This is a genomic window from Shewanella baltica, from assembly GCF_900456975.1.
In the GTDB taxonomy this organism is placed as follows: domain Bacteria; phylum Pseudomonadota; class Gammaproteobacteria; order Enterobacterales; family Shewanellaceae; genus Shewanella; species Shewanella baltica.
The window spans coordinates 4566239-4579291 of record NZ_UGYM01000002.1; the positions used below are offsets into that span (position 1 = coordinate 4566239).

Below are 13053 nucleotides of genomic sequence, written 5' to 3' on the forward strand. Positions count from 1 at the left end.
GGTTTATTTTTAACCCCATTGGAATGATGTACTATTGGGCAACTTCGTATCAACGAAGACCTAAAAAATAGGATGTGACCTTATATGCGTCACAAGGGAGTATCCTAAATGATCAGATGGCAACACTTACTTAAGAAACTCAGTACGGATGATCCAGTACTGCAAGAAAAGCTGTCGCTCTGGCAAGCACATCCCCACAAAACTCCCTTAGCCTTAATTCAAGGCTTCAGCTTTATTAGCGCCAACCAAGCGACACTCGGTTATTTTGAGACTGAGTATGACGCCTTTGTGAATGCAACGCCCTATGACTTTTCTCCGAGAATTCAATCATCCGGCCGCAACAGTGTTGAATATGCGAGGGAAATGATCCTCGAAGCCATTGCAGGAAAGAATGTTGAATTTAACTGGCTACACTTGAGTCAACTCGGCAATGAACTGCCAACTCGAGTAAACCTTTATCGCTGCTATCTGCAGCAACAGCCCGTTGTGCTCGTGGAATTTCAAGCGCTCAATCGCCGTAATCAAATGCGCGAAATTATTACCGATGGCTTTGCCCATATTCCCAAAGAGATTTTGTCGACGACACTCGAGGAAAGTGCCGAAGCTGTGTATATCACAGACTCAGATGATCAGATTTTGGCCGTTAATAAAGCTATGTGCCGTATTTGCGGTTATAGCGCCGAGCAGCTTATCAGTAAAACCCCTGAATTTTTAGAGTTGAAAAGCCATCATTTAGGGGCAGAAACCGAGTGCCAAACTGCACTGAAGCAAAGGGGCTTTTGGCAGGGTGAAACCTGGAAGAAACGTTCAGATGGTAGCAATTTCCCTGCTTGGCAGAGTAGCCGTAAAATCATTACCGAAGATGGCGCTCACTATAATGTGAATATTTTCAGTGATATTAGCACGAAAAAGCTGCTCGAAACTCAGCTGACGACCCGTGCTATGTACGATACCTTGACTGGATTGCCTAACCGATTCCACCTTAAGCAGATCCTCAATACTGCCCTCGAAAAACTTAAAACCGATCCCCTCGCCCTTGGTGCGCTAATGTTTTTAGATCTCAATGGGTTTAAAAATATCAATGACAGCTTCGGCCACTCCATGGGCGATAGAGTATTACAACTCGTCGCAGCCAGACTCGAAGCCGGTTGTATCGAAAAAGCAGACATAGCCAGGATGGGCGGAGATGAGTTTACCTTAGTGCTGCAAGACTGCAGCTGCAAGGATGAAATCCAACTGTTTGCAGAACAGATACTCAGCTTATTTGAGAGCCCCTTTGAAATTGAAGGACAAAAGTTTTTCTTAGGCACAAGTATCGGCATTGCGCTATTTCCGACCCACAGTGATAAAGCGGGACAACTGATTAGCCTTGCAGATACAGCCATGTATTGTGCTAAAAAGAGCTTACCGCACCTCGTGTTTTACGATAAGGCTATGAGCCAAGCAGCAGAATTAAAGCTGCAGTTAATCAATAGCCTAAGGCATGCTCACAGCTTAAAACAATTCACTCTCGCCTATCAAGCCATAGTGGATTTACACACAAATCAAACGATAGCTGCTGAAGCCCTACTGCGCTGGCAAAAATCACCTACCGAGTATTATGACGCCGCCGATTTTGTTCCATTGCTGGAAGAGACAGGGTTAATTGTCAGTATTGGTCAATGGGTATTGGAACAGGCTTGCGTGCAAGCGGCACTATGGCGGGCACATAATCAGGCGGACTTTAGAATTTCAGTCAATGTGTCACCACTGCAATTGGAACACTTAGACTTTATCGACCAAGTACTTAACGCCTTGGACATGGCTAATTTACCTGCTGAAGCACTGATTTTAGAAATCACCGAATCGGCACTTTTACGCCAACCTGAACAAGCACGACTCACACTCAATCGCATCAAAGCCTTAGGTGTCAGCATTGCCATTGATGATTTTGGTACTGGGTTATCTTCACTCAGTCGCTTAGGCACTTTGCCCATAGATAGTGTAAAAATTGATGCCGAGTTTGCCCTACGTTTAAACGAAGTGTCAGGACAAAAGCTCTGTAATGCCATAGTGCAACTCGCGCAGGCACTCGATATTCACTTCGTCGCCGAAGGCATAGAGACTCAACAACAAAGGGACATAATGACAGACATGGGCCAAGGTTTTGCCCAAGGATTTCTTTTTGGCTACCCGAGTTCAGTCGATAACTTCACCCAAACCTTTCTTACGGAAAAACATATAGCTTAAAGCTCGATAGCCCTGCCAGCACGCCATTAACTAATTGTGATTAACAATGGAATCACTCCCCTGCAAAGCAATTGGCTGGCAAAGCTATCTCATCATTTGCTGCGCAAATGAATCCTTGTTATTAAACCGTATTTCACACTAAGTTAGCGTGATCTGAATAAGATTTTGACTATTTTAATTCGTACGCAGTATCAAAACTGCAATAACTTAAAAGCATTAATTCAGACCTAAAACCTCTAAGACTAAATAATGTCAAAACATTCACTTAGTCTCGCAGTTAGGTTTGTTTGAGTTCTGATAACGAGCCTGCACAGTGCTCGGCATCGCCTTAATCCGCAGTTCAACCATAGCATCAAATGCCGTCATTAAGGGTTGAACATCAAGCCGAGGATCAAGGGCGCTTAGCATATAAGCACAAGCTTCTAAGGTCGATAAACTGTCGCTACGACTCGACTTACGGATCCGGTAGCGCGACTCATAACCTTCAGCCAAATGCACCGCAGGATACTGGGTTAACCAAGGATTCAGCTGCAACATCTTAAACGCCTTGCGCCAAGTACCATCGAGTAAGAGCAATACACAATCTGGATTGATAGGCTGCTGTTCAACACTCACACTTTGCTCAGAGGGATAGACGAGATAAATCGGCTTATTACACGCCGTTAAATGTTCCCGTAAACCATTGAAGTCGGCCTCGCTTTCGCCCACATAAACTTGCGTTTCAGCAACAACAAGACTCAATACCCGCACACTATTTTTTTTATGCTCGACTTCACTCGGGTGCTGTAAAACCACCAACTGAGTCATTGGAGAAATAGGCTGAACACTCGCGCACAGGCAAGCATTCTGGGGATAACGACAAATAGCACAATAGTGACGGGACAAGCTTTACCCTCGGTTTGAGTAAGTTATTTTACGAGTATACCAAAGGATAAAGGGGTATTAGGCACAATAAAAAATACCCACAGTTCGCGGTCAAACAAACTGTGGGTAAAGGGTGTGCTCTGTAATTAACGACTTTGTAATTAACCTGTGCCGCGAACTAATGCTCGCCAGCTAACTGCTCTTGATGCCAGTGGTCGAATCGACTCAGCGCCATCATCAACAATAAACCAATAGGAAATACGCCCATCACTAAGGCCACTGCATAAGGTGCGGTTAAATTCGTTTGCTGTACGAGTCCAGCGAGCACGGATGCACCGCTCATCTGAATAAAACCTAACATAGCCGCCGCCGTTCCAGCTCGTTCACCGAAGGCCGACAGGGCCATACTGGTCGCAGGGCCAAGTAAGAAGGAAAATCCCACGCCTAACATCAACATGGGCAACATAAAGGCAAACGCTGCCATCATTCCAGTGCTCGGACCGAATTGCTGACCCGCCACAGTGATAGCGGCAGACAGAACGAGTATGGACAGCGCCAAAATCGTTGTCGGACGATTACCGAGTTTACGAATGACCAGCGGCGCCGTAAAACAGGCCACGATATTAAACACAGCATTAAAACCGAATAGACCACTGAACATGAGCTCAGAAAGCCCTAAATGCCCAATCAGCCACACAGGCGCATACGACACATAACACAAAATCGCCGCCATCGCCGACATACAAGCAAAGGCATAAAACAAAAAGTGAGTGTTACCCAGTACAGGCTTGTATCGACCCCAACGGTAAAGCGGCCCTGTGGTAACCGTATTGGCAGGTCGAGTCTCAGGTAAGCGATAACCGACAACGAGCAACATCAACATGGCATATAACGTCATGAAAACGAAGGTTGAGCGCCACCCAAATTGCATTGCCAATAAACCACCTAAAGTCGGCGCTAATGCAGGAATAACGCAAATGGCACCATTTAAGTAACTGTAAATCTTAGCGCCTTCTTTTTGATCGTAGCAGTCACGCACCGCGCTAAACACCACGATAGAAGTCGAACAGGCAGCTAAACCTTGCAGCAAACGGGCAATCTGTAACCAATGGAACTCGATAGCCGCAGCGGCTAAAAGGCTGCTCGCACCGTAGAGTAAGACCCCAAAGATTGCCACAGGACGGCGGCCATAACGGTCGGCTAATGGCCCGATCAACACTTGGCCTAAGCCCATGGCGAATAAAAATAATACGATCGTAGATTGCACATCACTGGCAGATACGGCGAATTCTGCCGCCATAGTTGGCATTGAAGGTAAGTAAATATCGATTGCCAATGGGCTGAGAAGCACCATAGACATCAGGATAGGTAATAGATTGCGCCGCATAAATAATCTCAGTTGATCAGGAAAAGGTATTTCAGTGGGCGCTATTTTAATTAACTCAAGGTATGAACAGAAATGGTATAATTTCCAAAGTAAATTTCCTCTGAGGAATATCTGTGAATATCGACAACTTAGCCAGAATCGATCTTAACTTGCTGGTCATACTCAAAGTTCTGCTAGAAGAGCAAAGCGTGACTCGCGCCGCCAGCCGATTACATATAAGCCAGTCAGCTCTCAGTAAGAGCTTAAATCGGCTCAGAGAAACCTTAGATGATCCCCTATTTCAGCGCACGGCCCACGGCTTAAAACCGACGGCGCACGCCCTAATTCTTGGGCAAAAACTGCCGAATATTTTGCAAGACTTATATCAACTCACCCAGCCTCCGACCTTCAATCCCGCCAGTAGCAATCGACAATTCTCCTTTGCCATGGTGGAAAGCGCCTATGAAACCTTAATCCCGTATTTTATTGGCCCTATGCTAACCACAGCGCCCAACGTCAAACTTGACTCCTATGTCTGGACCGAAAAATCGATGCAGGATTTACAACAAGGGCAAATTGACTTTGGTATTTCAGGGCGGGACTTGCATCCATTGTCCGATTTTCAGGTGGATCGCCTACCCGAAGGGATTGCCTATCAAGCACTGTTTACCGATCAACAAGTGTGTTTAGTCCGTGAAGACCACCCGCTGATGGCGGCGATCACTTCAGACCAATGGAATCTACCACTCTACCTCGACATGGCCCATGTACAGGTTCGCTGTGAAGGCAGCGATTGGTGGGCACTGGATTACTTTCTTGCCGATCTCGGCCATCGACGCCGGATCAGTACGACAGTACCCGACTTTTACGGTGCCGCCAGTGTGTGCGCCCACAGCGATTTAATCTTCACTCTTCCTTCGAGCTTTGCAAGGCACGCCTGCCAGCTCTACCCGCTTAAACTACTGCCCTTACCCTTCGAATTTATGCCCATGGCCTATGTGCTGCTATGGCATCAAAGAAATGATGAAGATCAAGGGCATAAATGGATTAGAGAAACGATTTGTCAGAGTGTGGCTAAGTTATTTACTCCCGCAGAAATGCTTTAACACACCAAATCACCATCAATAAAAAAGCCCGATAAAGCAAAGGCGTTATCGGGCTCTTATCAAAGTGAAGCGCTACAAACAAATAGTGGTTACAGAATAAAGGTCGCGACTTGTGCATTAAGATCATTAGCACGGGCTTTTAATCCACGCGCCTGTGCCAAATCTGCCATGGCCGATGCGGTGATCTCATCGGTCACATCTTTAATCGCAACGGTGTTTTGGGTGATTTCACCCGTCACTTGAGTCTGCTCTTCCGCTGCGGTAGCAATTTGGCCTGCCATATCTGAAATCACGTTGACCGCTTGAGTAATTTCTTCAAGGGCTTTCGCCGCCGCATTCGCATCTTCAACACTGTGACCCGCTAATGCTTGGCTGCTTTCCATCAAGCTGACGGCTCTGGCGGTTGTGCGTTGCAGTGTTTCAATCGTAGTATGCACTTCTTGAGTCGAATCTTGAGTACGGCGCGATAGCACGCGCACTTCATCCGCGACCACGGCGAAACCACGGCCCTGCTCACCAGCACGCGCCGCTTCAATGGCAGCGTTAAGCGCCAACAAGTTAGTTTGTTCTGCAATCCCTTGAATCGTCGCCAGGATGCTCGAAATGGATTGAGCGTGACGGCTCAAATCAGCAATGACATCGGTCGCTTGAGTCACTTCATCGGCCAGCGAATTAATCGAGTTACGGGTTTTATTGACTAACTCTTTACCCTGTAAACTGCTCGCGGCAGATTGTTGAGCCGCCGTTGCCGTGTTTTCAGCATTGGCCGCAATCTCATTGGTGGCACTCGCCATTTCTGTGACTGCGGTCGCGACCATAGCCACTTCCTGTTGTTGACGTTGTAGTTCAGTCACTGAGGTTTGTGTGGTGGCCAGACTACGTTCAGCATCGGCATCTAACTCATTCGCTAACTGGCGAATATGGCTGATAAGCTGATGTTGACTACCAACAAAACGGTTAAAGCTATCGGCAAGCACGCCCACTTCATCTTGAGTGTCGACTGAAATACGCTGAGTTAAATCACCGTTACCATCGGCGATACGCGCCAGTGCCTGCGAAACTCGGCTCAAAGGACCCAGTAACATGCCAACTAACCAAGAAATCGCTAACACACTCAACAGCAGTACGAGTGCCGATAAACCCAGTTGGGTGAGTAACAGGCTCGACAGTGGCGCTTCTAGCGTTTCCTTATCAAGCACTAACACTAATTCCCAATCTGTATTGGGGATATCAACGCTCCAAACTAACTTGTCGCGTCCTTCATTTTCAAAATACATAGGCAGCAGAGTACCCGCTGCATGGCTCTGTTCTGGCAAGTTGCGATTAAGATCGTTGTCGATTTCACCTATAGGTTTCATCGTCTTCGCTTGATCTTTATAAGCGATAACCGTGCCGTCTTTGTGCATCATGATGGCATAACCGTTGGCCGGTAACTTCATCCGATTAACGCCGTCAACTAGACTCGCGATAGATAAGTCACCACCCACAACACCTTGTGTCGTAGGCTGCGCCATAGTCACAACCAGAATGTTGTAAGCCACATCTACGTAAGGCTTAGTCAAGATAGGACCGCGTGCACTGATGGCTTGTTGATACCAAGGACGGCTACGAGGATCATAACCAGTACGGTCTACACTCGGATCAGAATCCAGCATTTGCCCCGCTTGGCTCCCAAAATAGGTCAACTGGAAACGGCCAGACGCTTGTGCTTGTTGTAACGTATTTAGGCTATCACCCTCAACTTTGCTCGCCAGTGCCCCCATAATATCTTGGCGGCCGGCCAACCATTCTTGAATACGCTCAGCCTGCTGCTCACCTAAGCGCTGCACTTGTTCTAGGCTGTTTTTTAACAGCTGAGACTTTTGGCTGGAATAACTTTGCCATGACAACAAACCAATCACGAGTGAAAGGGCTACCACGACGGAGAACAGAATTTTTTGCTTGAGCGAATATGAGTTCATGTTGGCGTCTAATTTATTAACAAAGCAGTGAAACAAGAGGGTGTCTGAGCGAGTTGAACGAACATTTAAAACTAATTTAATAAAGCGGCAAACTGAGTTAAAACTGCAGCTTAATCTGAACTTAATTTTCTCATACTCTGTACAGTTCGCAAAGAAATTGCTCAGATTTACATCAAAAAGATTCGAGCAAAAACATATGATTAACTAACCGTTATTCGATGCACAACATAGGTGACCACGAGATCACATATCGGGATGATACGTAACAGCCAAATGGTCTCAGAGGTAAAATAAAGTAAATTAATCAAGATTAACGTGACCTAGACGCACTCGCTATTGCACACTAAATGTCCACTGCCTATCGAGGAGTTCTTATGATTTATCAACAGTTCCAACAGAGCCCGCTGCAGACCCGAATTTCTGGCCCACGGGCTTGGTTAGCCATGGCAATTAGCGTTAGCCTTATCTGTTTATCGCTATTTTTATTGCCATTCGTGCTTTTATTTGGCGCCATTGCGCTCGGTTGTTTAGTCGTGTTTAGCCGTTTTTACATGGCACGTCAGTTAGCTAAATTTAATCAGGCACAGGCAAACGCCAAGCAACACGCCCATGCTGCAGGTGAGCCACAGAGCCAGGTTTATGGTTCAGAAACGATTGTTAGGGAATCCAATGCGACGCGCCATCAAGGGCGGACTTTTGAGCATAAAGAGGATGAACACTAGGGCGTGTTGACGGTTCGAGACTAAATTTTGTTCGCTCTGGCAAGCTAGTGTTCGCGAAACGAGGTGTGAAGTGTCGTTATTCGACTCAAATGACGAGTAATGCCTGTGCGCGATTAAGGCTATGAATTTCTGCGGGATCTTGAGTTACTTTAAGTACATTTTTAATTTGTAATGCAAGAGAACGCCAAAGAGGCTCGATAATCTCGGCCTCTTTTTTATTAGCATGTTGTCGCGCCAACTTCAGCAAAGCAGCGGCTCCCACAACATCAATTCGCCCTAACATACCGTCGGCCAGTGCCATACTCAGCTCGATCATCGCAGGCACACTGTGACCATATTTGATCACTTGGCGCAGATAATCCTCAGCCTGAGTCAAATCACTACCAAAAGTATTATCGTCATTGAGCATATGCTGTGCCCGCGTCAGCATGGCATCGAGTTGCCCTTGCTCGGCTGCTTCAGCCATCCAATACTCGCTGGCAATCATATCTCGAGTACAGCCATCACCATTGGCGAGCATTAATGCCAAATGATACTGGGCGTGGGGATAACCCGCTTGTGCGGCTTTGCTAATAAAATGATAGGCTTGGGCGAGATTTTTTTGCTGATAATGCAGCACACCTAAGTTCGCCATCGCTTCCGTTTGCTCACCCTCCGCTGCGCGCTGTAAGTATTGCTGCGCTAACTTGCTATCGGGTTGAAACGACTCACTGCCGACAAGATAAAAATATCCCAATAACGCCATCGCATTGACTACCCCAGCCTCGGCCGCCGTCGCAATCAGCTGCTCACCTTTCGCCACCTCTGGCACACCTTGATAACCGTGGATCAAGGCCACACCGTGCTCATGTAACGCTTCCATATGCCGAGGCGCCGCAAGGGCAAACCAATAGGCGGCACGAGCAAAACTGTCAGCGGCGCTGATATGGGAAGTAAGAGGTGAAACGCCAGAAGATTCTGGATTAGAAGTAGCTTCAGCTGAAGTGGCAAACTCTTGATCTTGTTGCTGCTCTTGCTCTTTCAGTATCAGGGCCTTGGTCTTAAAGGATATTCCCACTAGATACTGGGCTTCGGCGTCATCTTCCATCACAGCGCGGTAGCATAAATCCTTCGCGGTCATGGCATCAGACGCTTCATAACGATAATCAGGTGCGACTTGGCCTTTAACCTTGGGATACAAGTGTTCGACTAGCGCCAAAACATCTTTAATAGATTTTTGCGCCAGCGCGAGCAATTGCGCTTGAGTCAGGTGATATTTTTCAGGATGAGCGCCGCGGTTACCGTCGGCCCGCAATCGATGCAGCGCGCGAGTCGTCTTAACATCGATAACGCGCTGCTGATTTAGTTGCTCGATCCTATCGTATAGATTCGGACTCGAAAACACTATGTGCTTATCTTGCCCCAGTAACTCGGTGAGCTTATGGGTAAAACTGCGAATGTGCAGTAGCGACTGAGTCGGCACATCCTGCACATAGCTTTTTGCCTTGAGGTAGTCATCACTCAAGGAGGCCGAAAAATCTTGGATAAACTCACTATCCTTAATGACCGTTTTCGTCCCCATGAGTGATTCCCTGCAGGCTGAATTGAGTTTGCACTATTCGACGCTTGGTTTTTTCGACACCATATATAAGCGGAACAAAGCCACGTTAACGAATAAGCCAATGAAAGACATAAAGGTATCCGATAGCATTTGCAGCGGTAATCCGCCCATAGAGGCAGCACCTGACAGCAGATTACCCACCACTGAAAGTGGCAGATAGAGCATTAATAGTGCAATAGTTCTCAGCACGATAGGACCACTAAAGCTAAAACTGCCCTTGATGGCTTCCAGCGGTGTTAAACGCTCAACCACGACCATAAAGTTCACATAGGCCAAACGGGCGAAGAGATAGAAGCTAATAACCAACCCCACCAGCCACAAAGGACCGAAGGCGGCAAACAGCATCACTGGCGCTAAAATCGCTAAACCAGAAAACACCCCAGCTAATAATAGTGGTGGAACAAAAGGTAGACTTGCCTTCAGCACCATGCCCGCAGAAGGACTATGCCCTTGAGAGCGCAGTTCTAAAAACAGTGTCAGGGCGGCGATTAATACCGAAAAGGTGAGCAGTAACAGCATCATGGCGACCATGTGTGGTGCGCCAAACTGTGGATTTTCAAGATCGACTTTACTCATCTCTACGCCAAGCCACAACTGGATCCCTACTTGGATCAAAAGTAATGGAATCGTCAGCATAGCGAGTTGCGCCAGATGATTACGGAAGAAGTTATAGGCTTCTGACAAAATTGCGGACAGTGACATGCGACTTTCCAAATAATTGAAATGAATTAACACTTAGAATTGCGCTAAGGATACCGAAAATCCCGTAGCAATGCACAGCAGAAATCACCAGTGTGAATCGTAAATCACAGAAAACTACTGCAACAAAAGTTGCAAACCCGCTAAACTGTCCCGCGAACACATGCGCAAACCATCAAAGGACGCTTCCATATGAAACACACTCTTACCCTCTCTATCTTCCTCGGCACTTGTATTTTAGCAGCGCCAGCCAGTGCAGGATGGTTAGATAACTTGGCCGGAACTCAAGCCAAAACTGAAAAAGCGGCCACAACGGCGACAGCAACTCAGTCAAATGATTTAGTTGGCAGCGTCATGTCACAATTGGGTTTAAACCAAACTCAAGCCGAAGGTGGCTTAGGCAGTTTATTAGGCTTAGCGCAATCTAGCCTAGGGACAACCGACTACTCAAAACTGGCTGCCAGCATTCCTAATGCCGATAGCTTGTTAGCTGCAGCACCTAAATTGGACTCAAAATCAGGCGTTTCTGGCTTGTTATCCAAAGCGGGTGATTTAGGTTCATCACTGCAAGGCAGTGCGATGGTGTTAGATGCCTTTGAAAAATTGGGCATTTCTAAAGATCTAGCGATGCCGATGATCAACATAGCTAAGTCTTACTTGGATACCAATGGCACTGAAGGCACCTCAGACTTACTGATGAAAGGTCTGAACTCGCTACTGTAATCCCGTTTTATCTCACCCTAAGCAATACAGTGCTTAGGGTGAACTTTCGCCCCCCAATCGACTCTACCTTAATATTCCCTCCAACATGAGAACCGCCAAATATGATTGCGAAGTTAAGACGATTCTTTGAAGCACATACGCAAGCAGTCTCCCCTGAAGACAAGGCGCATCAACTTAAACTCGCCGCGGCGAGTATGTTACTTGAAGTGGTGTTTGCCGATGATACCTTAACGGCAGAGGAAGAAGCCTTATTGCCTAAGTTGCTGACAGATACGCTATCAATGTCAGAAGCTGACGCTAAGATACTGATTGATGAAGCCAAAAGCGTGCAAGGTAGCGCGACCTCACTGTTTGAATTTACCTCAGCCATTAACGCCGAATTTAGCCTAGCGCAAAAGCAGCAATTATTGCTCGCGATGTGGCAACTGGCCTATGCTGATGGGCAGTTATCCCAATATGAAGACCAAATCATTCGTCGCACCGCTGATTTGCTGTACCTCAAACACAGCGAGTTAATTCAAATGCGCAATCTTGCCATCGCCGCCAATCGACATATTGATCAGGCGCCCCAGTGATTCAACGGTTGAATCAAAGTACTAATTCGATTAATCCGTCGCATAAAAAAGCGTGAATGCGAAACGCTATCTCGTTTCACATTCACGCTATAGTCTTAAGACCTTATTGATATCGTCTTTGACTAAAAATGATTTGTCCTGCCGCGCGATTTACTTAAACCCAACTCACTTAAATCCTAGTCAATTAAGCCTTAGTTCGTTAAACACTAGCCAGTTGAACGCCACTCATTAGTTAAACCGACTCAGTAAAGCTCCAGACAATAAAGCACTATGCTCAATTAAATCCTAAGCTAAGGCTTTACCGATTTCGAACCCTGAACCGCGTAACTCAGTCAACTTAGTCCGCAATCCACCCATCTCCATTCTTAATCCTTTCTTGGTGGCTAACTGGGATAACCAACTGGTTTTCTCATCATCCTCAATGGTATCCCACTCATCCAACACTTTGTAAGATAGGCATAATAATGCGGCAAGTTTTGAAAATGGGTCCGAATCCTTAGGATGATCTTGATACAAAATACCTTCCACCAACGCTGTGGTGAATTTCCAATTTTTGGCCAGCAATGCGCCGATATCGGGTGAATCATATCCAAGCAACTCACGCTCAAACTCATGCTTATCTTTGCCCTGCGCCACGGCTTCAGCAATTTTCGCCGCATCTTCAGGTGACACAGCCGCAATGAGTAAGTCGCCAATACGGTGCAAGATACCGCAGGTAAATGCTTCTTCAGGCATAGCACCACAACGTTTCGCCATTTCTTGGCTGTATAGGGCAATCTCAAAGGTTTGCCCCCAAAACTGGGCTAAGTCGATTCCTTCACACTTAGGAACCGCGCCAATTACGGCCGATGCAAGCACTAAGGTACGCAGGGTTTGCATCCCAAGACGCACCACGGCTTCGTCGATCGTGCCCACCTCTCGACTGCGTCCATAGTGGGCACAGTTGGCAAGGCGTAATACCCTCGCGCTGATTAATGGATCGTGTGCAACCTTAGTGGCAATACTTTTTACTGTCGCATTATCATCATTGACTGCGTCTAATAGTTCACTGATCGCCTTGGGTAACCTGGGTAATTCATCCACTCGATTGAGTAACGCAGCTGAATCCATTTTTATGCTCCTTCTGTATGAATGATCAAAATATAGAACACAAACTAGCGCCTCGCTCGCGAGATATAATTAAATATCAGTAATGTGCAGTCCTTCTG

11 protein-coding genes are annotated in these 13053 nt (G+C 46.7%); 5 read left to right on the forward strand and 6 right to left on the reverse strand.

All coding sequences use genetic code 11. The features are described 5' to 3' along the window. Positions 1-108 precede the first annotated feature (108 nt). A complete protein-coding gene (locus DYH48_RS20430) occupies positions 109-2229 on the forward strand; it encodes a putative bifunctional diguanylate cyclase/phosphodiesterase (protein WP_115335772.1) in 2121 nt (706 codons plus the stop codon). A 261-nt stretch (positions 2230-2490) separates the two neighbouring features. Here the strand turns inward: DYH48_RS20430 and DYH48_RS20435 are convergent, their stop codons facing one another. Both DYH48_RS20435 and DYH48_RS20440 read right to left on the reverse strand, forming a co-directional pair. Beyond that, on the reverse strand, positions 2491-3114 hold the full coding sequence (locus DYH48_RS20435; protein ID WP_115335773.1) for a tRNA-uridine aminocarboxypropyltransferase: 624 nt from the start codon (positions 3112-3114) through the stop codon (positions 2491-2493). Positions 3115-3271: 157 nt separating this feature from the next. Continuing rightward, positions 3272-4480 carry a multidrug effflux MFS transporter gene (locus DYH48_RS20440; RefSeq protein WP_006079661.1) on the reverse strand — a complete coding sequence of 403 codons (1209 nt, stop codon included), beginning with the start codon at positions 4478-4480 and terminating at the stop codon, positions 3272-3274. Between the two features lie 113 nt (positions 4481-4593). On the opposite strand from DYH48_RS20440, the gene DYH48_RS20445 reads away from it, so the two are divergent. After that, on the forward strand, positions 4594-5565 hold the full coding sequence (locus DYH48_RS20445) for a LysR substrate-binding domain-containing protein (protein ID WP_115335774.1): 972 nt from the start codon (positions 4594-4596) through the stop codon (positions 5563-5565). Between the two features lie 89 nt (positions 5566-5654). Here the strand turns inward: DYH48_RS20445 and DYH48_RS20450 are convergent, their stop codons facing one another. Then, a complete protein-coding gene (locus DYH48_RS20450) occupies positions 5655-7526 on the reverse strand; it encodes a methyl-accepting chemotaxis protein (protein ID WP_115335775.1) in 1872 nt (623 codons plus the stop codon). Between the two features lie 374 nt (positions 7527-7900). On the opposite strand from DYH48_RS20450, the gene DYH48_RS20455 reads away from it, so the two are divergent. Next, complete coding sequence (locus tag DYH48_RS20455) at positions 7901-8248, forward strand: hypothetical protein (RefSeq protein WP_115335776.1); 348 nt, start codon at positions 7901-7903, stop codon at positions 8246-8248. Between the two features lie 85 nt (positions 8249-8333). Here the strand turns inward: DYH48_RS20455 and DYH48_RS20460 are convergent, their stop codons facing one another. Together DYH48_RS20460 and DYH48_RS20465 are read right to left on the reverse strand one after the other, a co-directional pair. Continuing rightward, positions 8334-9809: a DUF4145 domain-containing protein gene (locus tag DYH48_RS20460; protein WP_115335777.1), complete on the reverse strand. Its 1476-nt coding sequence runs from the start codon at positions 9807-9809 to the stop codon at positions 8334-8336. A 33-nt stretch (positions 9810-9842) separates the two neighbouring features. Further along, complete coding sequence (locus DYH48_RS20465) at positions 9843-10550, reverse strand: hypothetical protein (protein WP_006084586.1); 708 nt, start codon at positions 10548-10550, stop codon at positions 9843-9845. Between the two features lie 189 nt (positions 10551-10739). On the opposite strand from DYH48_RS20465, the gene DYH48_RS20470 reads away from it, so the two are divergent. Together DYH48_RS20470 and DYH48_RS20475 are read left to right on the forward strand one after the other, a co-directional pair. Next, on the forward strand, positions 10740-11270 hold the full coding sequence (locus DYH48_RS20470) for a DUF2780 domain-containing protein (protein WP_006084587.1): 531 nt from the start codon (positions 10740-10742) through the stop codon (positions 11268-11270). Positions 11271-11371: 101 nt separating this feature from the next. Further along, entirely contained in the window at positions 11372-11845 is a 474-nt protein-coding gene (locus DYH48_RS20475; protein WP_011845463.1) for a tellurite resistance TerB family protein, read from the forward strand. A 285-nt stretch (positions 11846-12130) separates the two neighbouring features. Here the strand turns inward: DYH48_RS20475 and DYH48_RS20480 are convergent, their stop codons facing one another. Then, positions 12131-12955, reverse strand: a complete 825-nt coding sequence (locus tag DYH48_RS20480; RefSeq protein WP_115335778.1) for an HDOD domain-containing protein — start codon at positions 12953-12955, stop codon at positions 12131-12133. Between the last annotated feature and the right edge of the window lie 98 nt (positions 12956-13053).

Bases quoted from the DNA above. Each gene is read 5' to 3' on its own strand.
- DYH48_RS20430 (WP_115335772.1), top strand. From the start codon at position 109: ATGATCAGATGGCAACACTTACTTAAGAAACTCAGTACGGATGATCCA.
- DYH48_RS20440 (WP_006079661.1), bottom strand. From the start codon at position 4,480: ATGCGGCGCAATCTATTACCTATCCTGATGTCTATGGTGCTTCTCAGC.
- DYH48_RS20450 (WP_115335775.1), bottom strand. From the start codon at position 7,526: ATGAACTCATATTCGCTCAAGCAAAAAATTCTGTTCTCCGTCGTGGTA.
- DYH48_RS20455 (WP_115335776.1), top strand. From the start codon at position 7,901: ATGATTTATCAACAGTTCCAACAGAGCCCGCTGCAGACCCGAATTTCT.
- DYH48_RS20460 (WP_115335777.1), bottom strand. From the start codon at position 9,809: ATGGGGACGAAAACGGTCATTAAGGATAGTGAGTTTATCCAAGATTTT.
- DYH48_RS20465 (WP_006084586.1), bottom strand. From the start codon at position 10,550: ATGTCACTGTCCGCAATTTTGTCAGAAGCCTATAACTTCTTCCGTAAT.
- DYH48_RS20470 (WP_006084587.1), top strand. From the start codon at position 10,740: ATGAAACACACTCTTACCCTCTCTATCTTCCTCGGCACTTGTATTTTA.
- DYH48_RS20475 (WP_011845463.1), top strand. From the start codon at position 11,372: ATGATTGCGAAGTTAAGACGATTCTTTGAAGCACATACGCAAGCAGTC.
- DYH48_RS20480 (WP_115335778.1), bottom strand. From the start codon at position 12,955: ATGGATTCAGCTGCGTTACTCAATCGAGTGGATGAATTACCCAGGTTA.